The organism is Nonomuraea sp. NPDC049504, assembly GCF_040676845.1.
GTDB lineage: Bacteria > Actinomycetota > Actinomycetes > Streptosporangiales > Streptosporangiaceae > Nonomuraea > Nonomuraea salmonea.
The window spans coordinates 168,715-191,422 of sequence record NZ_JBFAPT010000024.1 but is presented as its reverse complement, the minus strand read 5'-3'; the positions used below and the strand labels follow the sequence as shown (position 1 = coordinate 191,422).

Annotated in this window: 27 protein-coding genes; 6 read left to right on the top strand and 21 right to left on the bottom strand. The window is 70.6% G+C overall.

Annotated elements, in window-relative coordinates; genetic code table 11:
• Positions 1 to 91: 91 nt before the first annotated feature.
• The 9 genes from AB0K28_RS37725 to AB0K28_RS37685 all read right to left on the bottom strand — a co-directional run bounded on the left by AB0K28_RS37725 (position 92) and on the right by AB0K28_RS37685 (position 6,890).
• Positions 92 to 304, bottom strand: a complete 213-nt coding sequence (locus AB0K28_RS37725) for a hypothetical protein (RefSeq protein WP_345407674.1) — start codon at positions 302 to 304, stop codon at positions 92 to 94.
• A gap of 3 nt (positions 305 to 307) precedes the next feature.
• On the bottom strand, positions 308 to 1,042 hold the full coding sequence (locus tag AB0K28_RS37720) for an alpha/beta hydrolase (protein WP_345407676.1): 735 nt from the start codon (positions 1,040 to 1,042) through the stop codon (positions 308 to 310).
• Positions 1,039 to 1,656: a LysE family translocator gene (locus AB0K28_RS37715; protein ID WP_345407678.1), complete on the bottom strand. Its 618-nt coding sequence runs from the start codon at positions 1,654 to 1,656 to the stop codon at positions 1,039 to 1,041. The genes AB0K28_RS37720 and AB0K28_RS37715 overlap by 4 nt, the downstream gene beginning before the upstream one ends.
• A gap of 55 nt (positions 1,657 to 1,711) precedes the next feature.
• Entirely contained in the window at positions 1,712 to 2,683 is a 972-nt protein-coding gene (locus tag AB0K28_RS37710) for a YafY family protein (protein WP_364379524.1), read from the bottom strand.
• A 51-nt stretch (positions 2,684 to 2,734) separates the two neighbouring features.
• Positions 2,735 to 3,496 carry a TSUP family transporter gene (locus AB0K28_RS37705; protein WP_364379521.1) on the bottom strand — a complete coding sequence of 254 codons (762 nt, stop codon included), beginning with the start codon at positions 3,494 to 3,496 and terminating at the stop codon, positions 2,735 to 2,737.
• A gap of 122 nt (positions 3,497 to 3,618) precedes the next feature.
• Entirely contained in the window at positions 3,619 to 3,852 is a 234-nt protein-coding gene (locus tag AB0K28_RS37700) for a hypothetical protein (RefSeq protein WP_364379518.1), read from the bottom strand.
• Positions 3,853 to 3,989: 137 nt separating this feature from the next.
• Positions 3,990 to 5,189 carry an MFS transporter gene (locus AB0K28_RS37695; protein ID WP_364379516.1) on the bottom strand — a complete coding sequence of 400 codons (1,200 nt, stop codon included), beginning with the start codon at positions 5,187 to 5,189 and terminating at the stop codon, positions 3,990 to 3,992.
• A 42-nt stretch (positions 5,190 to 5,231) separates the two neighbouring features.
• Positions 5,232 to 5,876: a GntR family transcriptional regulator gene (locus AB0K28_RS37690; RefSeq protein ID WP_345407686.1), complete on the bottom strand. Its 645-nt coding sequence runs from the start codon at positions 5,874 to 5,876 to the stop codon at positions 5,232 to 5,234.
• 36 nt (positions 5,877 to 5,912) lie between these two features.
• Positions 5,913 to 6,890, bottom strand: coding sequence for a WYL domain-containing protein (locus AB0K28_RS37685; RefSeq protein ID WP_364379513.1), 978 nt, complete (start codon positions 6,888 to 6,890; stop codon positions 5,913 to 5,915).
• Between the two features lie 147 nt (positions 6,891 to 7,037).
• Here AB0K28_RS37685 and AB0K28_RS37680 point away from each other — a divergent pair, with 147 nt between their 5' ends.
• Together AB0K28_RS37680 and AB0K28_RS37675 are read left to right on the top strand one after the other, a co-directional pair.
• Positions 7,038 to 8,132 carry a winged helix DNA-binding domain-containing protein gene (locus AB0K28_RS37680; protein ID WP_364379510.1) on the top strand — a complete coding sequence of 365 codons (1,095 nt, stop codon included), beginning with the start codon at positions 7,038 to 7,040 and terminating at the stop codon, positions 8,130 to 8,132.
• Between the two features lie 136 nt (positions 8,133 to 8,268).
• Positions 8,269 to 9,945 (top strand): AMP-binding protein, encoded by a 1,677-nt coding sequence (locus AB0K28_RS37675; protein ID WP_364379507.1) that lies wholly within the window; start codon positions 8,269 to 8,271, stop codon positions 9,943 to 9,945.
• Here AB0K28_RS37675 and AB0K28_RS37670 read toward each other — a convergent pair.
• Positions 9,887 to 10,399: a GNAT family N-acetyltransferase gene (locus AB0K28_RS37670; protein WP_364379504.1), complete on the bottom strand. Its 513-nt coding sequence runs from the start codon at positions 10,397 to 10,399 to the stop codon at positions 9,887 to 9,889. The genes AB0K28_RS37675 and AB0K28_RS37670 overlap by 59 nt on opposite strands.
• A gap of 302 nt (positions 10,400 to 10,701) precedes the next feature.
• Here AB0K28_RS37670 and AB0K28_RS37665 point away from each other — a divergent pair, with 302 nt between their 5' ends.
• Positions 10,702 to 11,370 (top strand): HAD-IB family phosphatase, encoded by a 669-nt coding sequence (locus AB0K28_RS37665; protein WP_364379501.1) that lies wholly within the window; start codon positions 10,702 to 10,704, stop codon positions 11,368 to 11,370.
• 62 nt (positions 11,371 to 11,432) lie between these two features.
• On the top strand, positions 11,433 to 12,203 hold the full coding sequence (locus AB0K28_RS37660; protein ID WP_364379498.1) for an SDR family NAD(P)-dependent oxidoreductase: 771 nt from the start codon (positions 11,433 to 11,435) through the stop codon (positions 12,201 to 12,203).
• On the opposite strand, the gene AB0K28_RS37655 is transcribed toward AB0K28_RS37660, so the two are convergent.
• A complete protein-coding gene (locus tag AB0K28_RS37655) occupies positions 12,179 to 12,547 on the bottom strand; it encodes a hypothetical protein (RefSeq protein ID WP_364379495.1) in 369 nt (122 codons plus the stop codon). The two genes, AB0K28_RS37660 and AB0K28_RS37655, sit on opposite strands and share 25 nt — an antisense overlap.
• A 292-nt stretch (positions 12,548 to 12,839) precedes the next feature.
• Between AB0K28_RS37655 and AB0K28_RS37650 the strand changes: the two genes are divergently transcribed.
• Positions 12,840 to 14,822, top strand: coding sequence for a hypothetical protein (locus tag AB0K28_RS37650; protein ID WP_364379492.1), 1,983 nt, complete (start codon positions 12,840 to 12,842; stop codon positions 14,820 to 14,822).
• 25 nt (positions 14,823 to 14,847) lie between these two features.
• A complete protein-coding gene (locus AB0K28_RS37645; RefSeq protein WP_364379489.1) occupies positions 14,848 to 15,213 on the top strand; it encodes a hypothetical protein in 366 nt (121 codons plus the stop codon).
• Between the two features lie 29 nt (positions 15,214 to 15,242).
• On the opposite strand, the gene AB0K28_RS37640 is transcribed toward AB0K28_RS37645, so the two are convergent.
• The 10 genes from AB0K28_RS37640 to AB0K28_RS37595 all read right to left on the bottom strand — a co-directional run bounded on the left by AB0K28_RS37640 (position 15,243) and on the right by AB0K28_RS37595 (position 22,187).
• A complete protein-coding gene (locus AB0K28_RS37640) occupies positions 15,243 to 15,863 on the bottom strand; it encodes a hypothetical protein (RefSeq protein ID WP_364379486.1) in 621 nt (206 codons plus the stop codon).
• 53 nt (positions 15,864 to 15,916) lie between these two features.
• A complete protein-coding gene (locus AB0K28_RS37635; RefSeq protein ID WP_345407702.1) occupies positions 15,917 to 16,075 on the bottom strand; it encodes a hypothetical protein in 159 nt (52 codons plus the stop codon).
• Entirely contained in the window at positions 16,051 to 16,197 is a 147-nt protein-coding gene (locus tag AB0K28_RS37630; RefSeq protein WP_364379538.1) for a cytochrome P450, read from the bottom strand. Before AB0K28_RS37630 ends, AB0K28_RS37635 begins: the two co-directional genes overlap by 25 nt.
• A 502-nt stretch (positions 16,198 to 16,699) precedes the next feature.
• Entirely contained in the window at positions 16,700 to 16,933 is a 234-nt protein-coding gene (locus AB0K28_RS37625; protein ID WP_364379483.1) for a hypothetical protein, read from the bottom strand.
• A 110-nt stretch (positions 16,934 to 17,043) separates the two neighbouring features.
• The gene (locus AB0K28_RS37620; RefSeq protein WP_364379480.1) at positions 17,044 to 17,739 is read right to left on the bottom strand and encodes a hypothetical protein; all 696 of its coding nucleotides are present in this window, start codon (positions 17,737 to 17,739) and stop codon (positions 17,044 to 17,046) included.
• Complete coding sequence (locus AB0K28_RS37615; protein WP_364379477.1) at positions 17,736 to 18,641, bottom strand: ABC transporter ATP-binding protein; 906 nt, start codon at positions 18,639 to 18,641, stop codon at positions 17,736 to 17,738. Before AB0K28_RS37615 ends, AB0K28_RS37620 begins: the two co-directional genes overlap by 4 nt.
• Positions 18,638 to 19,012, bottom strand: a complete 375-nt coding sequence (locus tag AB0K28_RS37610) for a GntR family transcriptional regulator (protein ID WP_345407710.1) — start codon at positions 19,010 to 19,012, stop codon at positions 18,638 to 18,640. The genes AB0K28_RS37615 and AB0K28_RS37610 overlap by 4 nt, the downstream gene beginning before the upstream one ends.
• A gap of 283 nt (positions 19,013 to 19,295) precedes the next feature.
• Positions 19,296 to 20,033 (bottom strand): Tn3 family transposase, encoded by a 738-nt coding sequence (locus tag AB0K28_RS37605; RefSeq protein WP_364379474.1) that lies wholly within the window; start codon positions 20,031 to 20,033, stop codon positions 19,296 to 19,298.
• Positions 19,954 to 21,957 carry a Tn3 family transposase gene (locus AB0K28_RS37600; RefSeq protein WP_364379471.1) on the bottom strand — a complete coding sequence of 668 codons (2,004 nt, stop codon included), beginning with the start codon at positions 21,955 to 21,957 and terminating at the stop codon, positions 19,954 to 19,956. Before AB0K28_RS37600 ends, AB0K28_RS37605 begins: the two co-directional genes overlap by 80 nt.
• 74 nt (positions 21,958 to 22,031) lie before the next feature.
• Complete coding sequence (locus tag AB0K28_RS37595) at positions 22,032 to 22,187, bottom strand: hypothetical protein (protein WP_364379468.1); 156 nt, start codon at positions 22,185 to 22,187, stop codon at positions 22,032 to 22,034.
• Between the last annotated feature and the right edge of the window lie 521 nt (positions 22,188 to 22,708).

Here is a 22,708-nt window from a genome sequence, read left to right as displayed (position 1 = left end):
TGGTCGTTGACTCATCTACCGGAGACCTCTTCTTTTGTCGATCTACGACACCTCAACGCGACCGTCACTCAGATCACTTCCGAAACGCGCCCTAGCGGCGGCCGTACTTCTTGTGGACCGCCTGCTTGCTCACCCCGATCGCGTCGGCGATCTGCGACCAGGCGAGCCCGGCGACCCGGGCCCGCCGCACCTGGACCGCCTCCAGGCGCTCGATCTCGCGCCGCAACGCGGTCGTGGCGTGCAGGGCCAGCAGCGGATCGTCGTCCTGTGCCTGCCTCATGAGGGTCGCCAGGTCGTTCGTCATGCACTAAAGGTAATCCAGCAGCAGCGCGTTGATCTCCTCAGGACGTTCGAGCGCCGGCAGATGCCCGGCCCACTCCAGCTCCAGCAGCCGCGCCTGGGGCAGCTCGGCGGCCAGGTGGCGGGCGCTGTCGCGGAAGTACGGCAGGTCGTGCCCGCCGGCCACCACCAGCGCGGGCACCTCGATGCCGGCCGGGGAGAACTCGCCTTCGACCTGCTCGGGCTCGGGGTCGGCGGCGAGCTGCACCTCGAACGCGTGCCGCTGCATCGCCACCACCTTGTCCCACGCCTCCTGGCCCGCGTCGGGGCCGAGCAGGGTGCGGGCGTTGAGCTCGGCCGCGCCCCGCACGTCGCCCTCCTCCAGCAGGCGGTTCTCCTCCTGCCAGTAGGCCCGCAGGTCGGGCGTCGGCTCCAGCGTCGAGAGCGGGTTGAGCAGCACCAGCCGCCCGGCGAGCCCGGCCGCCGCCAGCTCCAGCGCCACCCGGCCGCCGCCTGACGACCCGACCAGCGCCGCTCTGCTGACGCCGATCGCGGCCAGCACCTTGGCGACGTCGCCGGCGTCGCTGTAGGGGCCGTCGGAGCGGTAGGGGCTGCGGCCGTAGCCGCGGAAGTCCACCTTGATCACGCGGAAGCGGTCGGCCAGCGCCTCTTCCTGGGCGTCCCACATGCCGGAGTCGGCCGCCGTCGAGTGCAGCAGCACCACCGGCTCGCCGGCGCCGCGCTCGTCGTACCAGATCGTCATCGGGACTCCACCGCCATCCGCACGCCGAGGCCGATCAGCACCACGCCGGAGATCTGCTCGAGGCGCCGCTTGACCGACGGGCGGCCCAGCCACGCCTTGGCCTGGGCGACGGCCCAGATGAGCACCAGGTACCACAGCACGTCCACCGCCACCCAAACGACGGCGAGCGTGACGAGGGTGATCGGCACGTCCTGGCCCGCCGGGACGAACTGCGGCAGGAACGACATCGCGAACACCGCCGCCTTCGGGTTGGCCAGGCAGGTGCCGAGCCCCGCCAGGTACGCGCCGCGCCGGCCCGCCACCGCATCCCCCTCGACGGCGGTGACCGGCAACGGCTTCCTCGCCTGCCACAGCGCCTGCGCGCCCATCACGACGAGCACGACCGCGCCGGTGACGCGCATGACGTCGTAGGCCAGTTGCGAGGCCACGACCAGCGCGGACAGGCCGAACGCGGCGGCCAGGCCCCACAGCAGGATGCCGGTCTCGTTGCCCAGCGTGGCCGCCACGCCGGAGCCGCGGCCCGAGCGCAGGGTCTGCCGCAGGATGACGGCCGTGCTGACCCCGGGCGCCATGGCCACCAGGACGCACGCGCCGATGAAAGCGAGAAGGTACATGCGGGGATGCTGACAGAACCCGCGGCGGGGTGTCGCCTCATTTTCGCCGCGGGCGTCAGCCGTACAGTTTGGCCAGGTCCGTGACGGCTTCGCTCATCAGCGTGCGCAGCTCGGGCGGGCCGAGCACCTCGACGTCGGCGCCCATGCGCAGCAGCAGCCATCGGGCGTGCGTCAGCGACTCGACCGGGACGGTGAGCGTCAGCCAGCCCTCGGGGTCGGGCTCCTCGGCCGCGGCGAGCGCGGCGCCGACGACGTCCGCGCCCATCGTGTACGCCAGCAGGTCGCCCCGCCCGGGTGCGAGCTTGATGACGGCCTCGGCGGTGTACATCCGCTCGCGGAACTCCCGGGCGTACTCCCGCCAGAACGTGGCCAGCTCGAACCCCTCCGGCCTGGCGAAACGTCCCGGCATCGTCTCCAGGGTCAGGATGCGCGCCACCCGGTACGTGCGCGGCGAGCCCCCGGGCGGGGCGGCCACGAGGTACCAGGAGCCGCCCTTGAGCACCAGCCCGTACGGATGGATGACGCGGTCGACCTCCCGCTTGCCCCACCGCCGGTAGGTCATGTGCAGCGGCCGCTGGTCCCACACGGCCTCGGCCACCTCGCTCAGGTGCGGCACGTCGTCGGCGGAGCGGTACCAGCCGGGCACGTCGAGTAGGAACCGCTCGCGCATGCTCGCGGCCTGCGAGCGTGGCTCCGGCGGCAGCGCGGCCAGCAGCTTCAGCTCGGCGTTGGCCGCGAACTCGCCCAGGCCCAGCTCGGCGGCCGGCCCCGGCAGGCCGGCCAGGAAGAGCGCGGACGCCTCCTCGGCGGTCAGGCCGTTGAGCCGGGTGCGGTAGCCGTCGAGCAGCTGATAGCCGCCCGCGGGGCCGCGGTCGGAGTAGACCGGGACGCCGGCCGCCGACAGGGCCTCGACGTCGCGGTAGACCGTGCGTACGGACACCTCGAGCTCGTCCGCGATCTCGGAGGCCGTCATGCGGCCGCGCGTCTGCAGGAGCAGAAGCAGCGAGAGCAGGCGGCTGGCGCGCATGCCGGCCATTCTATTTGCGGCGGGTACGCGCCACCGGCCCCCGAGCGCGGGTCAGGCGAACTGCTGCCAGCCGAGCCTGATCACCATGGCCACGACCACGACCAGCAGCACGATCCGGACGAACGCCGTGCCCCGCTTGAGTGCCGTCCGCGCCCCGAACTGCGCCCCCGCCACGTTGCACACCGCCATGCCGAGGCCGAGCGCCCACTGCACGTGCCCCTGCACCGCGAACACGGCCAGCGCGCCGACGTTCGTGCCGATGTTGATGATCTTCGCGGAGGCGGACGCGGAGACGAAGTCCAGCCCGAGGATGGTGGTGAAGGCGATGATGAGGAACGTTCCCGTCCCCGGCCCCATGATCCCGTCGTAGAAGGCGATGCCGACCCCGGCCGCGGCCACCGCCGCCACCACGCGGGACGGGGTGCGCAGGTGCGGCACCGGCACCGCGCCCATGCCGGGCCGCAACGTCACGAACACCGCGACCGCGACCAGCACCACCATGACGGCGGGCCGCAGCACCTCGGCCGAGATGGACGCCGCCGCCCACGCTCCGAGCCCGGCGCTCACCATGGCCATGGCCGCCCCGGGGATCGCGACCTGGCGGTCGACCTTGGTGGAGCGCGCGTAGGCGACGGCGGCGGAGGTGGTGCCGAACACCGACGACAGCTTGTTGGTGGCCATCGCCTCGACCGGCGGCATTCCGGTGACCAGGATGGCGGGGAGTTGCAGCAGCCCGCCGCCGCCCACGACGGCGTCGATCCACCCGGCTCCGGCCGCCGCGGTCAGCAACAGAAGGACCTGCTCCAGCGGCACGCGCGATTCCCCCCGATTCCCCCAAGAAACGCCAAGAGTGTACAAGCCGGGATCTGGTCACTCCGTCTTCGGGGTCCGGACGCGGAACGGGACCCCGCGGCGGGGGTCCCGTTCCGGCGCGTTCAGAGGGTCAGGCAGCCGGCGAGGGGGACTTCGGGCGGGATGACTACGGCCCCGACGGGGTCGGCGACGGTGCCGGTGGCGCAGTTGGCCATCACGACCGGGTCGGTCTTCTGGAGCGACTCGAGCACGTTGATCTTGGCCGGGTCGACTATGGCGTGCGCGGCCGGCGCCGCCATCAGGAAGCCGCCCGACAGAGCGGCGACCACGGCGATGCTACGAGGGGATGGGCGCATGGATACCTCCATGGATCAGGGAACAGAAGCACGGCGTGACGCCGCGCACCTGCTGTGATTACCCTCCGCAACATTACTCACCGTAACCGTCGGTGACGTTGCGCTGTCGCGGGCTCGGCCTGCTTCTATCGCTCCGGCTAGGCCCGCGCGGTCACTCTCACGCCGGTCGCGACCACCGCGAGGCAGATCAGCGCCACGCCGGCCACTGCCGCCAGCATGATCGGGTACGACAGCCACGCCGACAATCCGGCCAGCAGGGCAGGAAGCAGGAATCCCGTGTACGCCAGCATGTAGTAGACCCCCGTCAGGCCGGCCAGGTCGTCCGCGCCGGCCATGCGCTGAATCTCCAGCAGCCCCGACACGACCGCGATCCCGTACCCCATGCCGAGCACGGCCGCCGCGGCGGCGGCCAGCCACGGCGACAGCAGCACCGCGTCCGCGGCGCACAACGCGGCACCGGCCAGCATCACGCTCATGGCCGCGACCGGCGCGCGCCCGCGCAGTCTCTTGGCCACCGGCTGGACGGCCACGCCCATGCCGAGCATCAGCACGGTCAGGCCCGTCGCGTACGCCAGGCCCCACTCCCCCACGCGGGTCTCCACGAGCTGCGGCATCACCGCGTACGCCAGCCCGGCCGCCCCGAACACCCACGGCGCCATCGGCAGCACCACCAGCCAGAACCGCCGCCGCGCCGGGGCCGGCACGCGCAGGTCGTCCACCAGCTTCGCCGGCAGCCCCGCCGGGTCCGGGCTGGGGGCGCGCGTCTCGGGCACGCGCAGCAGCAGCACGGGGACGGCCGCGGTGAGGAGCACGTGCACGACGTACGGGCTGACCATCGGCCACGGACCCCACTGGGCCAGCGCGCCCGCCACCCCCGCGCCCAGCCCGAACCCGGCCGTCTGGCACAGCGAGGCGCGCCTGGCGGGCAGTGCGCCGTCCTCGCCCGCTGACAGCTCCTTCACCCAGCTGCTGCCCACCGCCATCGCGATGCCCACCGCCACCCCGGCGATCAGCCGGCCCGCGTAGATCGCCCACGCGCTCTGGGCGCCGAAGCACAGCACGAGGCTCGCCAGCGCCGACGCCGCCGTGCCCGCCACGAGCACGGGACGCCGGCCGCGCCGGTCCGACACCGGGCCGGCCAGGAGGAGGCCGGGGACGAGGCCGACGACGTACGCGCCGAGGAAGGCGTCCACGTCGAGCGTGGAGTAGCCACCGAGGCGGCGGTACATGAGCAGCAGCGGCGTGAACTGGTTACCGCCCCACCCGCACAGGAGCATCGCCGCCGCCACGACCCGCCAGGAGAACGTGCGGCGGGCAGCCGGCTGGGTTTCGAGCATGAAGGAGGAACTTTCGAGGTCGTGACGAGCAGGGGTGAAGGGTCAGTGCGGGGTGCCGTGGGTGGCTGTCAGGTGGGCCTCGAGGGCGGCGGCGAAGGCGGCGGTGTCGCCGGCACGCAGATGCTCACGGAGGGTCTCGTGCTCGCCCGCCAGCAGCGGCAGCCGCTCGGGACGCAGCCGCAGGGCCGAGATGCTCATGCGGCGCTGACGGTCGCCGAGGGTGGCGTAGAAGCGGCCGGCCAGCCGGTTGCCCGACGCCTCGACGATGCACCGGTGGAACGCCTCGTCCGCCTCGGCGAACCCGCCGACGTCGGCCGCCGCCGCGAGGTCGCGCTGCCGGGTCAGCAGGTCGCGCATCCGCTGGTCGTACTCGCCGGGCAGACCGTTCCTGGCGATGCGCTCGGCGGCGGAACGTTCCAGGGCGAGGCGCAACTCCAGCACATCGGCCGCCTCCCCCGGCGGCACCGGCACGACCACCGCGCCGCGCTTGGGATGCAACGCCAGCAGCTCCTCCGACTCCAGCCGCAGGAACGCTTCACGCACGGGCGTTCTGCTCACGCGTACGCGCTCGGCGATCTCCCCCTCACTGATGAGGCTGCCACCGGGCAGCTCGCCGGAGAGGATCAGCTCCTTCGTGACGGTGTACGCGGTGTGAGCAGCGGACGGCCGCTTGGCGGTTTCGGGCATATGTCCAAATTAGCAGGCTTGGATGCAAGCTTGTATCTATGATGCCGCCGCGCGGGAGAAGCGTTCGGCGAGGTGGGCGAAGGCGGCCTTCAGCTCGGGCGGCCCGACGACCTCGATGTCGGCGTCGAACCTGCCGAGCGCCGCCGCCAGCCCCGGCCACGACCACGAACCCAGGACGAGCCGGCACCGATCCGGCCCGAGCGCCTCGACCAGACCTTCGCGGGTGTACTGGGACACGACGTCGGCGGGCAGATCGAGAATCACCTCACCCCGGCACGGCCAGTCCGCCCCCGATGTGGGACCCGGGTCGGGGGCGCCGCGGAAGCGGGCGGCCACGAAGGCGGCCACGTCACCGCCGGGCAGCTCGCGCGGGGTGAAGCGGGGGCCGTTCGGGGTGCGCGGGGTGATGCGGTCGGCGCGGAACGTCCGCCAGTCGTCGCGGTCGAGGTCCCAGGCGACGAGATACCAGCGCCCGCCCCAGGCGACGAGATGATGCGGCTCCACCCGCCGCAGCACCTCCTCTTCGGCGGAGCGGTAGCCGAAGCGGAGGACCTCGTGGTCGTGGACGGCGGCGCTGACGGCCATGAGCACGCCGGTGTCCACAGTCGGGGCGGGCCGGTCGGCGGGGCGTCCGACGGCGGTGACGCGTACGGTGTCGATGCGGCGGCGCAGCCGGGACGGCATGACCTGCCGCACGGTGGTGAGCGCCCGCGCCGCGGCCTCCTCGATGCCCGCGCCGGCGGCGGTGGCGAGCTGGAGCGCGACGGCCACCGCCACCGCCTGCTCGTCGTCGAACAACAACGGCGGCAACTGCGCACCCGCCCCCAGCCGATAGCCGCCGTCGGGCCCCTTGAAGGTCACGATGGGATAGCCCAGCTCGCGCAGCCGGTCGACGTCGCGCCGGACGGTACGCGGGCTGACGTCCAGCCGCTCGGCCAGCAGCGCCCCCGGCCAGTCGCGGCGGGACTGCAGCAGGGAGAGCAGGGCCAGCAGGCGGGCGGAGGTCTTCTGCATGCCTGCCATGATGCCCGCAGTAGCGGCCACACCCTGTCCCCTTCTCCTGCCAGGATCAGCGGCGCTCCAGAAGCGGCCACGAACTGGCCGCAATCCCTGCGAGTGTTGCCGGTGCAGCGCCGATCTCGTACCCCCAGAAGGATGCTCATGGTCGTTCTCAGCACGCGGGCGCTCAACCGCGCCACGCTGGCCCGGCAGTCCCTGCTCGAACGGGCCGCCGTACCGGCCCTCGACGCGGTCGCGCACCTGTGCGGGCTGCAGGCGCAGGAGCCGCAGGAGCCGTTCGTGGGCCTCTGGTCGCGGTTGTCCCCGTTCCGCCCTGAGGCGCTGTCGGACCTGCTGACGGGACGGCAGGTCGTCCGCGTCCACCTCATGCGCAGGACCGTGCACCTCGTCACCGCCGAGGACGCCCTGGCCTGGCGGGCCCGCCATGACGCGATGCTGCGGCAGAAGGTGCTGACCACGTACCGGCGGGAGCTGGCCGGCGTCGACGTGGAGAAGCTGCGCGAAGCGGCCATCGAGATCATGGCGGACGGCGAGCCGCGCTCGATGGGCGAGATGGGACGCGCGCTCGCCGAGCGCTGGCCCGACCCCGGCCCGCGGCCGCTGGGCGAGCTGGCGATGGCCGCGCTGGTCCCGGTGGTGCAGCTGCCGCCGCGCGGGCTGTGGCGGACCACGGCGGGGGTGCGGAACGCGCTGCTGGAGTCGTGGCTGGGCAAGGAGATCGAGCCGCTGCCCGCCGACGGCTCCGACCTCGCGGGCCGGCAGCTCGTCCGTCGCTACCTCGCCGCCTACGGCCCCGCCGCCTCAGCTGATCTGCGCGCCTGGTGCGGCCTGACCGGGCTGCCTGCCGCGGTCGCCGCGGTGCGGGACGAGCTGGTCACGTTCAAGGACGAGCGCGGGCGATTGCTGCTCGACCTGCCGGACGCGCCGCTCCCCGACCCGGACACGCCCGCCCCCGTACGCTTCCTGCCCGCCTTCGACAACGCGATCCTCGGCTACGACGACCGTACGCGGATCATCGACGACGCCCACCGGAACCTGTCGGTCAGCGGAGCCCGCGTGGTCCTCGTGGACGGCCGGGTGTCCGCCACCTGGATCACCGCCCGCGATGCGGGCGCGGTGGTCGTCACCCCTCTGCGCGATCTCACGGCGGCCGAGCGGGCCGAGCTGGTCGAGGAGGGGCAGGCGCTGGCGTCGTTCCTGTCGGACGGCGAGACCGACGAGGTACGCCTCACCTGAACGCCGGGTACGTCATTTGTCGCGTCCCGCACCGGGCATCCGCCTGTGTCCCTGGACGCGGCGCCGCGCCTACCGTGGGTCCGTCGCGCCTACGGCAGGCGCGGTCCCGCCCCGGTCCGAGTCGAGGACGATGCTGATGGACGTCTCCTTCGCCACGATCTGGGAAGCCGTCGCCCGCAGGTTGCCCGGCGCGGTGGCGGTCCAGGAGCCGGGCCGGGAGGTGACGTACGCCGAGTTCGACGACCGGGCGGCGCGGCTGGCGGAGGCGCTGGTGAGGGCGGGGGTGGGACCTGGCGGCCGGGTGGCCTGCTATTTGCACAACGGGGCCGCTTACCTGGTGACCGTGTTCGCCGCGCTGAAGATCGGCGCGGTGCCGGTCAACGCCAACTACCGCTACACCGGTAAGGAGCTGTCGGGGCTGCTGACGGATGCCGACGCGGAGGCGATCGTGTTCAGCGGGTCGCTCGCCACCGGGGTCGAGGAGGCGGTCAGGACCGTGCCCACCCTGCGCCTGCTCGTACGGGTTGATCGCCCCGGCCGAGCGGCGGCGCACGAGCAGATACTCCTCGACGTTCCCGGCCGGATATCTGCCGGCTTGGACGACCTGATCGCGACCACGCCACCAAGACCGGCGGAGCCGCGCCCTGGCTCCGACCAGCTGTTCCTCTACACCGGCGGCACCACAGGCCGCCCCAAGGGGGTGGTGTGGCGGCTGGCGGATCTGCTGCACTCCCTGGCGGTCCCGGTCTTCGGCCCGCTCGGCGTACAGGGGCTGCCCGCCACGCTGGAGGAGGCCGTGGAGATCGCGGTGGCGGCGCGCAAGGACGGGCGAGCGCCGGTGACGCTCCCGGTCGCGCCGCTCATGCACGCCACCGGCCTGTTCAACGCGATGGGCGCCCTGCTGACCGGCGGCCGGGTGGTGACCACGCGGCCGGGCGGGCTCGACGCGCGGCACGTCTGGGAGACGGTGGCGGAGCGGCGCGTGCGTACGGTGATCGTGGCGGGCAACGCGGTCTGCGCCCCGCTGGTGGCCGAACTCCAGGCAGGACGGCCCTACGACCTGAGCTCGCTCACCTCCCTGATCAGCTCGGGCACCGCACTGAGCGACGACCTCAAACAGGTCCTCCACGAACGCGCCGACGTCACGATCTTCGACGCGATCGCCTCCAGCGAGGGCGGGCCGTTCGCCTTCGCGGTCACGTCGTCGGCCGCCGACCTGCCCGCCCGTTTCTTCCCCGTACCAGGCACCAAGGTCATCACCCCGGACGGCCGGCGGCTCACCCCGGGCAGCGACGAGACGGGCGTGCTCGCGTACGCGGGCCCGATGCCCCTCGGCTATCACGGCGACCCGGCCAGGACGGCGGCCACGTACCGCGTCATCGACGGCGTCCGCCATGCGATCCCCGGCGACCTGGCACGGCTGGAGGCGGACGGCGCGATCCGCTTCCTCGGCCGTGGCTCCTCCGTGATCAACACCGGCGGCGAGAAGGTCTACCCGCAGGAGGTCGAGACCGCCCTGCTCACCCACCCCGACGTGACCGACTGCGTGGTGGTGGGGCTGCCGGACGAGACGTGGGGCGAACGCGTCGCGGCGGTCGTGGCCACCACAAGCCCGACCCTGACCGAGGACGTTCTCCGCGCGTGGGCCCGAAAAGACCTGGCCGGCTACAAGGTCCCCCGCCACATCCTCCTCCGCCCCGCCCTCCCCCGCTCCCCGGCGGGCAAGCTGGAACTGGCCTGGGCCAGACGTGTCCTCACAGATCACGGACGTAGTGGTCGTACCAGGTGCCGTCCTCGTCCTGGCTCCGCCTGACGTACCGGAAGCCGGACCGCCGGGCGACGGCGATGGACGGGGCGTTCTCCGGCTCCGCCCGGATCAACGCCCGTGTCGCCCCTTCCGAGGCCGCGAACCGGCAGGCCAGGTGGACCGCGCGGGTGGCCAGGCCGCGTCCCCGCCACCGCGGATAGAGCCCGTAGGCGAGGTTCACCTGGTCATTGGGCAGCTCCTCCGTCCTGAAACGCACGTCCATGGTGCCCACCAGGTCTTGATGGCCGACGACGTGGATCCCGAAGGCGCGATGCGGGCCCTTGGCGGCCCACAGCTCCATGCAGCCCCGTATGTACTCCTCGGTGTCGGCCCGGTTGCTCGGCCCGCCGTTGAGCCACCGTACGAGCTGATCATCCTCACCGGCCAGATGCGCATCGAGATCGTCCAGGCACAGCGGGGAAAGGGTGACGACACCGTCGGACAGCGATGAGACGCCCATCTGTCGATGTGTAGCCGCCGATACCCGCATGAGCAACCGAATATCGGCTGGAACCGGCCGCTGACTGGCGGACGACGCCAGGGGGTGTGAAGTGCGCGCTGGGCTGGGTCGCCGCGCAACGCCGGACGCTACGGCGCCGCGGGCTCCCGCCTACCCTGCTCGTCCAGGGCGGGCGGCAGGCAGATCACCCGGCGCGCGATCGAGCGGTTCCTGCGCGAGATCCGATGACTTCGACGCCTTGGATACGCTTCCTCCCGGAACACGACGAGCGGGACGGGGCGGGACGGGGCGGGACGGGGAACGTGCGGCACGAGACTGACGGGGGGACGCGGGCGGCGTCCCTGCACGTGTTCGACATGGACGGCACGCTGCTCACCGGCTCTTCGGCCAGCCTGCAGATCGCCCGCCGGCTCGGCACGTACGACGACCTGGTCGAATTGGAGGCCAGGTTCGCGGCCGGCGAGATCGACACGCGGGGCTTCGCCGCCGCCATCCACGAGCTGTGGCGCGAGCTGACGCAGGCCGCCGTGGCCGAGGCGTTCGCGGCCAGCCCGTGGCTGAACGGCATCGAGCAGGTCTGCCGCGACATCCGCGAACGGGGCGAGCGTTCCGCCGTCATCACCATGTCGCCGGACTTCTTCGCCCGCCACCTGCTCGACCTGGGCTTCGACGAGGTGGTGGCGTCCCGGTTCCCGGCGCCGCCGTTCGCCGAACCGCTCGACCCCGCCGCCATCCTCACCCCGGCCGACAAGGTCGGCATCACCGAGGAGTTGCGGGTGCGCTTTGGTCTGCCGTACGAGCGGTGCGTCGCGTACGGCGACTCCATGTCGGACGCGCCGCTGTTCCGCCGCCTGACGAACACGGTCGCGGTGAACGCCGACCACCACCTCGCCGACCTGGCCGCGCTCAGCTACCGGGGCGGCGACCTGACGGAGGCGTACGAGCTGGGCCGTTCCCTCCTGACCCCTTGACACCCCGCGCCGCCCAGGCAGAAGCTCTATTTCAGAACATTGTTCTAAAATAGGGAGTGGCCATGGGCGACCTTGACGGGCGAGTCGCGATCGTCACCGGAGCCAGCAGGGGCATCGGAGCCGCGATCGCGGAGGCGTTCGGCGCGGCAGGCGCACAGGTGGCGGTCACCGCCCGCACCCTGGAAGAAGGCACCAGCCGCCTGCCGGGCACCCTCCGCGACACGGTCGGCCGCATCCGCGACGCCGGCGGCACCGCCGATCCCTTCGCCGCCGACCTCTCGATCCCCGACGACAGAACTCGTCTGGTGAAGCAGGTCCTCGACCGCTTCGGCAAGGCCGACATCCTGGTCAACAACGCCGCGGTCACGTTCTTCACCCCCGTCGCCGACTTCACCCCCCGCCGCATGGCGCTGATGTTCGAGGTCCAGGTCAACGCCCCGACCCACCTCGCCCAACTCGTCATCCCCGGCATGCGCGAACGCGGTCAGGGCTGGATACTCAACATCAGCTCGGTGGCCGCCCGCCACCCGTCCCTGCCTCCGGGCCCGATGGCCGGCCTGGGCGCCACCGTCTACGGCATGTGCAAAGCCGCCCTCGAACGCCTCACCACCGGCCTCGCCGCCGAACTGTACGCCGACAACATCGCCGTGAACTGCCTCTCCCCCACCCAGGTCGTCCCCACCCCCGGCACCGTCTTCCACGGCCTGACCACCGAAAACGACCCGAACGCCGAACCGCCGGAAGTGATGGCCACCGCCGCCCTGGCCCTGTGCCGCGCCCCGGCAGCCACGCTGTCGGGCCGCATCGCCTACTCCCAGGACCCACTCCCCTGAAGACCCAGCCGTTCGATTCCTACCGGGTCGATGACCAGCAAGCCGTTCTGCCGGCGGCAACGTCCAGGCGCTTGCATGAACAGCGGATCCTCCTGCTGCAGAATCCCGGCACCGCCGAATCGGTCTCCGTCAAGCAGCCGCCCGCCCCCAGGCAACGCCACCCCGCGCCGCTCCCCCACCCGCAGCGGTGTCGCGCCTTGCGGCCAGATCGGCACCATCCTGCCGCTCTCCGTGTCCACGTACAGGCACGCTTCGCCGCCGATCCACTTCACCCGTCCAGTGATCGGGACGGCGCCTTCTTCTCGAGTGCCGTGCACCAGAATCTGTGGATCCACACCGACCATGCAGACCGCATTCGGACAAGCTTTTGAGGAGACTTCGAGCGCAGAAGGCTCAGAGGTGCATCCCGCCAATAGAGCCACACCGACCAGCGTGACAGCGAGGGGGACCGACCTCATCGAGGCTCCGCAAGCTTGAAGAGTGACTGTTTTCCCTCTTCTCCCTGGCACTCACTGAAGCGAGTTACGTCCGGAGGGTGACGGCGTAGTGAACGACATCATAGGTTGCCAAGCGCGGTGGTGACCTTGGAGCATCTCCTTACCTACCGATGCAGGCGACGTTCCCGGGAGCGGCCCCATGATCACCGAAGATCTGTCCGAGCCGGAGATCGCCCTCTGGAAGGCGTATCCCGCGGCCCGCCCGGTGAACCTCTCCGGCTCCCCCGTCCGGGCGACGGTCATCGCCAGGCTGCTGCTCGGCGCCCTCGACGACCTTCCCGGGCAGACGCCGGGCCTGCGCCTGTCCGGGGCGCGGATCACGGGCCGGCTGGACCTGTCGTACGCCGAGGTACACCATCCGCTGAACCTGACCGACTGCGACTTCGAGGAGGCCCCTGTCCTCACCGGCGCCCGCACCGGCCTGGTGCGCCTCGCCGCCTGCCGCTTACCGGGGCTGCTGGCCGGGAACGCGGTGATCGGCGGCGGTCTGCGCCTGGAAGGGTGCCGGCTGGACGGCCCGCTCCAGCTCGGCGGAGCGCACGTCAACGGGGTGATTGAGCTCAGCGGCACGGCGATCCACGCCCACCCCGCCGTCGACGCCGCGGGCCTGATCATCGATCGGGACCTGTTGTGCGCGAACGCCGTCCTCGACGGCGAGTCCCACCTCGCGGGCGCCAGGATCTCCGGGACGATGATCCTCGACGGCACGCAGGTCGGCTCCTCGGACGGCCGCAGCCTCACGGCCGACGGCATCGTCATCGACGGCGGGTTGTCCTGCGGCCGCGGCTTCCGCTCGTACGGCGAGCTGAGTGTCCAGGATGCCCGGGTGGGACGGAAATGCGCGTTCAGCGGCGCCCGGCTCTCCAACCCGTCCGGCATCGCCCTCAACGCGGAACGGCTCTCCGTCGAGGGCGGGCTGCACATCGACGAGGGCTTCACCGCCGAAGGCGAGGTCCTCCTGCGCGGGGCGCGCGTGACCGGCCAGCTCTCCCTGGCCCATGCGACCCTCGTCCACCCCGGTGGGCGCGCGCTCAACGGGCCGCTGATGGAGATCGGCAGCGGGCTGCGGGCGACGCCGGGGTTCGTGGCGGACGGAGTGGTCTTCCTGGACTCGACGCAGGTCCGCGGGTCGCTCAACCTCGACGGCGGGCGGCTGTCCAACCCGGAGGCGACGGCGCTCTCGCTGCGCCGGCTCGGGGTGACCGGCAGGTTCAGCTGCGGCGAGGGGTTCCGCGCCGACGGGGAGATCGTCCTCATCGACGCCAAGGTCGAGGGGATCATGGAGTTCCACGGCGCCGTCCTCAGCAATCCCGGGGCGCGGGTGCTGAGCCTGTGGGAGGTGAGCGTGGGCGGTGGCGTCGACTGCTGCGAAGGCTTCACCGCCCAAGGCGGCGTGTCCATCAGGGACTCCCAGATCGCGGGCGCGCTCTGCTTCGCGCACGCCACCATCGACGGTGATCTTCAGGTACGCCGTGTCCAGGCGGCCGCGCTGAAGATCGGACCGGAGACCGCGCTCCTCGGCGCCGTCGACCTCCGCAACACCCGGGTCGGCGTGCTCGACGACGTCCCCGGCCGCTGGCCCGCCCGGCTCCAGCTGAACGGCTTCACCTACGACAACCTGGAGCACGTCCTGCCCGTCCAGGAGCGGCTCGACTGGCTGGCCAAGGAGGACTACCTGCCGCAACCGTACGAGCAGCTGGCCACCGTCTACCGGCGCCACGGCCACGACGAGGCCGCCCGCGACGTGCTGCTGGAGGGACAGCGGCGCCGCCGCGCGGGCCAGCGCCTCGCCGCCCGGCTCTGGAGCTACCTGCAGGACTGGACCGTCGGCTACGGCTACCGCCCCCTCCGCGCCGCCCTCTGGCTCGCCGCCCTCCTCCTCATCGGTACGTTCGTCTTCGCCACCGACCACCCACCGGCCTTCAAACCCGGCGAAGCGCCCCCGTTCAACGCCTTCCTCTACACCCTGGACCTGCTCCTCCCGGTCATCAGCTTCGGCCAGGAGAACGCCTTCGGCCCCCACGGCACCCAGCAGTGGCTCGCCGCCACGATGATCGCCGCGGGCTGGCTGCTCGCGACGACCATCCTGGCCGGCCTCACCCGCGCCTTCTCCCGCCGCTGAGCCCTCGCAGTGAGGTGGACTGTACGTGCGATTCGCCATTGCCTACCGCGAACGCGAATTCCGGCTGTGGAGTTACGTCCCTTCGCACTCCAGGCTCCTGCTACGCAGTGGCCGGGAGACTTCCGGCACCACGCGCATCGACATCGCGTTCGGCGACGTCTCGGCCGTGAGCCTGCCCGTCCTGATGGACGGCCTCACCGTCGAGCAGCCGGATGCGCAGGCGACGCACGACGTGGCCGAGCGACTCGGACCTCGCGCGCAGCTCGATGATCTGCTGATCCTGCGCGGACACGGCTATCACGGATACGTCCTGGCGAGCCTGGTGGAGGTAGATGAGTCCGACCGTCCTCTTTGGGAGCCGGACAAGTGGGGGATCTGCTCGCCCGGCTGAAACCCGCTGCGCACCCGGGCGGTCTGCGATCAGTCGAAGGCGCACAGCCCGTTGAACTCCCTGATGTCCGTGTTGATGTCGGTGATCACCTGGTTGGGGTCGGCGTCGACCATGCCGGTCAGGCGGAAGCCCAGCTCCTGGAACTCCGCGGCCAGCCGTCTGATCTTCGCCGCGACCACTCCCTGCGCGCTGAGCCCCGCGCCCATCAGGTCGCGGTACGTCTGCTGAGCCGCGGCCGCCTGGCCGCTGCCGCTGGTGCCGGCGTCCCTGCGGTACGCGTTCAGCGCCGTAGCCGCCTCGTCACAGCCGGCGGGCCGGACCTCCGGCAGCGGCGGAGGGGAGTTTCGGGCCGAGGGCGTGCGTTCCGGTGATCGGGACGTGCTGCGCTCAGACGATGAGTCCCCCGGCGAAGAGTCCTCAGGCGAAGGCGATGGGGAGGGCCGGGCGTCTTCCCGGTCCGGCGAGGACGGCTCCGGGGACGGGCTCGAGACCGCGGACGGAGTGGAGACCACCGCGCCGGGCCCCGTTGCGGGCGGCCTCAGGTAGGTGAAGAGCGCCACCACGGCTGCGAGCGAACCCGCCACGGCGCTCACCGCCGTCCAGTTCAGCCGCGAACCCGCTCCCTCGCCGCGCGCTGATCCACTCCCCATGGCCCCATCGTGGCGGACCCGCCCAGCCCGGTCCAGGACACCACCGGCCTTCCCTATCGTGGTTCGACGCGCATGAGCAGCCGTCTCGGGTGCAGGGTGATGCCGATCTTGGTCCTGGTGTCGGTGCCTGGGGCAGGGACCAGGCGCCAGCGGCAGGTGAGCGTGGCCAGGATGATGGCCAGTTCGGTCAGTGCGACGTGATCCCCGGGCACTGCCGGTTGCCGACGCCGAAGGGGATCATCGCCGTTCTCGGTACGCCGGCGGCTCGGCCGGGTGTCCAGCGGTCGGGGTCGAAGGTCAAGGGCCAGGGGAAGGATGGCGGGTCACGCTGCATCGCGTACGGGCTGTAGGCGATGTCGGCCTGCGCCGGGATGCCGTACGCGCCCAAACGACCGCTACCTGCGTCTTTACACCAACCCACCCGACGACATCGCCGCCGACTACGTCGAAGACCTATGACCGCGAGACCTGGTCACGCCTCAACACGACGGGCAGCGTAGCCATCCGCCCAGTCGACGATCCGGTCGGCGAGTCCTATGACGGCAGCCGCGACGCCGGGAGCGCCTGGACCACCGGCTGCGTCGATGACTCTGAGTGTGGGCCGAGTATGGAACACCGCTTGGCCTGGCGTCGGTTCGACCAAGCTGTACCACTACCACATCGCCATGGTGGTGGCGCGCTCCGCGCCGGCTGCTGATCCAACTCAACCGCCACCAGATCTCGGCCCGCCGGGGCGCGATCATCCGTCACGGCCGCCATCGCCAGCGCCGTTGCGTTGCTTCCTGAACTTCCCGGTGGCGCCTACGACCCCGTAGCCGATACTCGGGCTCGACGGTTCAGGAGTCGCGGCGGCCATTCCTTCGCGGCGCGATGAAGACGGCCCAGGCGGCCACACCCAGGCCCGGACCGATGGACGAACCTAGCGCGACACCGTAAGCGAGGTTGTCGAAAAAGCCCCCGACGACGACGCCGACGAGGACGCCGAAGGCAGCGCCGAAGGCGATCCAGATCCCAAGATTCGCCCAGATCCCTAGACCTCCGGCGGGCGGGGGCGTGTTGTTGCTCGTCATTGCATCTCTCCTAAGGACGCGTGGACAGGGCTGACAATCTGGCGGCCCATCACGGCGGATGTTGGTGTTCACGTCGTCCGGTGTCCGGAGCGGCCGAGTGCCCGCCGCGCCTACGCCGTGGCACGGCGTATGAGCCTGTACCCGCCGACCGCGAACGCGGCGGCCACCAGGACCGGCCAGCCGGCGAGCAGCGCCGTGGGGGACTGGTCGAGCAACCAGCGGCCGATCGCGTGCCATTGCCGGGTCCACGTGATCAGCGCGGCGGCCAGCCCAAGCGCCGTGAACGCCAGGGTGAGGCAGGCGATGACGCCGGTGGTGCCCCAGCGCAGGTACAACGTGCCGAGCAGGATCCCGAGGTGGGTCACGACCAGCATGGGTACCGCGTACCCGAGCAGGAGCAGCACCGGGTGGGCGTCATCCATGAACGGCAGGCTGAAGAAGCGCATCCCCACCCCCCAGTAGCCGGTGGTCTGTTCCACGGCGCGCAGCAGGCAGAGCACCAGCGCGTAGAGCACCGACTGGACGACCGCGAGCAGCGACCAGGCCAGGTAGAACTCCCGGCGGGTCACGGTCATGCCCAGCGCGTACGGGAAGATCTGGGTGACCGAGACGGCGGCCATCCCGATTGCGACGCCGCACAGGCTGACCAGGCCGCCGGTGTTCGTCACGCCGTCGCCCAGGTCGTAGTTCGCCATGAAGGTCAACAGGTTGATGCCGAACACGACGGCCGTCATGCCCCACGTCCAGCCCAGGATCTGCGGCCAGGCCGGCATCTGGAGACGGGTCACCTGACGGATGCGGTTCATCGGGTGGCCTCCCGGCCCGCCGCCGCCGTTGTCGTCGGCGGTACGGTCAGGCGGACCACGAGTTGCTGCAACGACAGCGGCTCCAGCTCGACGTTCAGCGTCTGCGCGTGCGCCTTCGCGTGCGGTCCGAGCCCGCCGAGGATGGTCGACCGGACCAGGCCGCTCAACCGCTCGCGGTGCAACTCGGTGCGTCCGGCGGCGAACCCGTCCACGGCCTCCGCCCGTCCGGTGGCCGCCACCGCCCGCCCGCGCAGGTCGTCGGCGTCCTCATCGAGCAGCAGCCGGCCACGGTCGATGAGCAGCACCCGCTCGACCAGATCGCTCACCTCGTCGATGAGGTGGGTGGACAGCACCACGGTGCGGGGATGCCCGGCGTAGTCGGCGAGCAGGCGGTCGTAGAAAAGCTGCCGGGCGGCCGGGTCGAGCCCGAGGTACGGCTCGTCGAAGAACGTCAAGGGCGCCCGCGCGGCCAGCCCGACGGTCACGCCGAGGGCCGACAGCATGCCCCGCGAGAGCCTGCGGACCAGCCGCCCGGCCGGTAGCTGGAAGTCCGCGGCGAGGCCGTGCGCGAACGTGTCGTCCCAGTTCGCAAACAGCCGGCGTGCGGTGCGAAAGACGTGGCGCACGGTGTAGACGTGGGGGTAGCGCTGGCTCTCCCGGACGAAACAGACCTTCGACAGGACGGCCGGGTTCTCCACCGGTGGCGCGTCGAAGACCGACACGTTCCCCGACGACGCGAACGCCTGCCCGGTGAGGATCTGCATCAGGGTGGTCTTGCCCGCCCCGTTGCGCCCGAGCAGGCCGTAGATCGTGTGCTCGGCCAGCGCGAAGCTCACGTCGTCGAGCGCCGTGACGTCACCAAAGCGCTTGGTCACCCCGTGTGCGGTTACCACCGCCGTCATCCCAGGTCCCTCCCGACAACCGCACCAAATGAATCGATCATCTTCATCAGCTCGTCGTGGCCGATGCCGAGCTTGCGCGCCTCGGCGAGCAGGGGTTCCACGTACTGTTCGGTGAACCGTTCCCGTCGCCGCTCGCGCAGCCTGGCCCGGGCGCCACCGGCGACGAACATGCCGATGCCGCGTCGCTTGTAGAGCGTTCCCTCCGACACGAGCTGGTTGACGCCCTTGGCTGCGGTGGCCGGGTTGATCCGGTGAAAGGCGGCAAGCTCGTTGGTGGAGGGGACCTGGGCCTCCTCCGCCAGCGACCCGTCGATGATCGAGTTCTCGATCAGCTCGGCGATCTGAAGGAAGATCGGTCGGTCGTCGTCCATTGCTGGCTTAGCCGCCCAACTGGTTAGCTACATGTGTAAGCAACCATGCAACCTTGCGCTGCGGCTGTCAAGCCACCCGGGCGTCCCGCAACCTCAGCCGCCGGCGGCGCCGGGACCCCCGTTTCCCGCTCAGGAAAGGCCAGCCGGGGATGCATGGGCAGCGTCGTCTCGACGCAAGTGGCCATCTCGAAGTCCATGCCGCGCAACACACGCAGTTCCTTGTACGACTTCTCCAGGCCTGCACGCCTGCCAGGGGCGCGCACGCCCTACCACGATCATGAAGCTAGTCCGGGTTGCCCGCCTCCGGAGCTTGCGCAGCGCCGCCGAGCGAAAGGCGTTTGGCCACGTCCAGGCGGACCTCGCCGTAGGGCTGGACGTGCTGCCAAAACAGCGGGGTCAGCCCGCGCTGGTCGGCGGGCCCCAGCAGCTGAGCCCATTGGGGGTCGGCCAGGACGTCCTGCAGCATGAGGGTGTTGATGTACACGAGCGCGGCCTGCGAGCTGCGCAGGCACAACACGCTCATCTCCAGCTCCTCACGCCGATTGGTGGCGATGTCACCGCCCTTGCCGTAGAAGATCACCGAATTCGCTCCGTTGGAGGACTCCACCACGTTGAGCCCCTCCTGGATCTCCCGCTGCAGCTCACGCAGCCGCAGATAGCGGGCCACGAAGATGGTCTTCTGCGCACGGCCGACCTCCAGCATGGCCTGGTAGGTCGGATGGGAGGCGGACTCGGTGAACCGGCGCAAGATGGCCTCGGTGGAGGCGGTTCCCTGCTTGATCGCGGTCGCGTATTTGATCATCTGGTCATAGTTCTGCTCGATCAGGTCCCAGCGGATCGGCCGGGTCATCGCCGACATCAGCCGCGGATACAGATCGCTCTCGCCGCTCTCCACCCGGTACAGCTTGACCTTGTTGATCTGCTTGATGCGCGGCAGCAGGTCAAAGCCCAGGAGCCGGGTCACGCCGAACCCGATTTCGGTCTGGCCATGGGAGTCGACATAGTTGCCCTCGACCTTCATGGTGATGCCGGCCGTGCCGGACCGTGCCCTCGATCATCGCGTGCACCTCCGAAGCCGAGGCGCGCAGGGTCTGGGAGTGCACCACCATGGACCCGCGCTCGATGTGCCAGTAGATGAGGATGCCGCGGCCTCCATACCTGGAGTGCCACTCGGTGAAAATATTCTGATCGTAGGCGCGCACGTGCGTGGAGTCGGAGGCGACCGTGGTCGTCCCCTCGCCCCACAGCGCCACGTCCCGGGCAGTGAAGGTGGCGTTCGCGATGTCGGTGGCGACCTGCGGGGTCAAATAGCGGCGGCCCACCTCGTTCTTGATCCGGCGCAGGTTCCGCGGCTCATCCGCCGGGCCGAGCTTCGTCAGCTTGATCGCGCCGGACTTGCGCTCGGAGATCGCCAGCCAGTCCAGCTTCGGCAGCGCGGTGTCGAGCGCCTCCAGGTCGGCGCGCATCTCGGCCTTCAACTCGGCGGTGAAGTCGGCCGGGTCCAGCGGCTTGCGCAGCTCGGCGTAGTTCTCCACGCGGCGGGCGGCGAAATCCTTGGGCAGGTCCTCCTCCGGGTCGCGGAAGGAATGGGCGCCGACCACCCAGATCTCCTTGCTCCGCAGGGCCTCGCGCAGCGCCTGGAAGGTGACGATCTCATCCACCATCCGCACCACCCGCCGGCGCCCGCGCTTGTCGTTCTTGAACACCAGGTCCTCCCACTCACCAGCGGTGCCGCGGTGCTCGGGCACCACCTCGCCGCGCGGGTGGTAGGTGGTGTTGCCCGCCTTGGCGTAGCGGCGGATCAACTTCAGCGCCTCGATCACCGGCTGGAAGGCGGTGTTGTTGCTCTTGAACTCCAGGGTGTCCAGCAGCGCGATCAGGCCGCGCCGGTAGTGGTTGGTGTAGGAGGCGCGCAGCGTGGTCTGCACCGTGATTCGGTAGGCGGGGCCCTTGGTCTTGAACTCGTGCACCAGATCCCGCAGCGTCTGCTCGCCGCCGCTGACAGCCGGGAAGATGACCTGGCGGACCGAATCGTCGGGCTGGCCGAGCGCGGCGTCGGCGACCTTGAACAGGATGTTCTCCTTGCCGGTCACCCGCTTGAACGCGTTGATCAGCTCCTTGGTCACCTTGCTGTCGGCCCGCGCCTTGATCCGATGCACGGTGGCGATCAACAGTTCCACTAGCGCGTCGGTGATCTCCCGCTCCCGCTCCTGGACCAGCGCAGCAAGCAGCAGGACCGTCAGTTCGCGCAGATGTGTGCGCATGTGGGAGGGCGCTTCCACCGCCGCCCGGGCCCGCCAGGCGGCCAGCACCTTGGACGCCACGTCGGCGAACAACTCGGGCGGCAGTCCGATCGAGCGCGCCGCCGCCAGCTTGCGGATCTCGGTCATCATCGACTCCAGGCTCACGTTGCCCGGCGCGGACTTGATCAACGCCAGGAGGCCGGATTCGATGTCGTCATCGTCCTCGGCAGGTGCCTCACCCATAGTTTCCTGACGGTCACTGGCCCCCTCGTTCACCGCGCGGCTCGCATCTTCGATGCCGACCAGCGCATAGATCCGCTGCGTGGTCTCGGGACTCAACCGGGAGGCGATCCGCACCAACCAGGCGACCTCCGCGTTGCGCAGGGCCGAGGCCACGATCCGGGAGATCCGTCCAGGCGCCGGCGGTTCGATCCGCTCCTCGCGCAGGTGCTTGAGCAACTCCTCCCGAACCCGTTCAGGCCGTCGCTCGGCGTGCGCGACCTCCTCGGCCAGCCACACCGCCCGCTTCGTTGCGTCCTCGGTCGTGCAGGTGTGAAAGCCCAGGTGCGTACGGATTTGACTGCGGTGGTACTCGATCGTGGAGCCGGACCACTCATAAAAGCCGAGCTCCGAGGCAGCAATCTGGACCTGCTTGGCCACGTGCTGTCTTGTGAAGCTCTCCTCCACCGCCGGCAGGGCCACCTCTGGTGGGACGGTTGGTGGGACGGTGCGGCCAGAGCCCACCGCGCGATGGGCCTGCCGGCGGTAGCCGTCTGTCATGGCGGAGGCCAGGGCAGGACGCGGCCCAGGAACCAGTTGCCGGGAGCGTTGACGTCGTGACTGGTCAGGTATTCGCCGATGCTGCGGGGGAACTCGTCGCGGGCGAGGTAACCGCTGCCGTCGCGGTCGAGGTGCCCGAAGGCGTCGAGCACCTCCTCCTTGTCCAGCGTGGGAAGGTCGCCGCGTAGAGCGCGACGAACTCCTCCTGGGAGAGCCTGCCGTCGCGGTCGGCGTCCCCCGCCATGACGAACGCGTCCACCGCCATCCCCAGCGAACAGGCGTAACCGTCTCTCAGTAGTTATTCAGTTACCTTCAGTATCAACGTGCATCCGGTACGTCACACTCCGTACTAGTTGACGACAAAAAATCACTCTTGTCGCTTGATCTTGCAAAAGATACGCTTCTCCCGTTTGTCAAAGAGCTCCAGAGCTGCACGAGCCAGGTTGCACCCTGCCGGGTGGGTGGAGCGACGTTCGGCGCCCGCTGTGGTGTTCCTCGTTGTGGTTCGGAGTGTGACAACTCATGCGCAGGTTGTTTTCGCGTGCCATCTTCTCCCGTTCTGCGGCCCTTCTGCTTGTCGCCGCCCTGCCGGGGTTGCTGTCACTGGCAGCGGTTCCCGTGTCCGCGCAGACCGTTCGGGAAGGAGCGGTGAGCGTCGAGCAGGGCAGCGTTG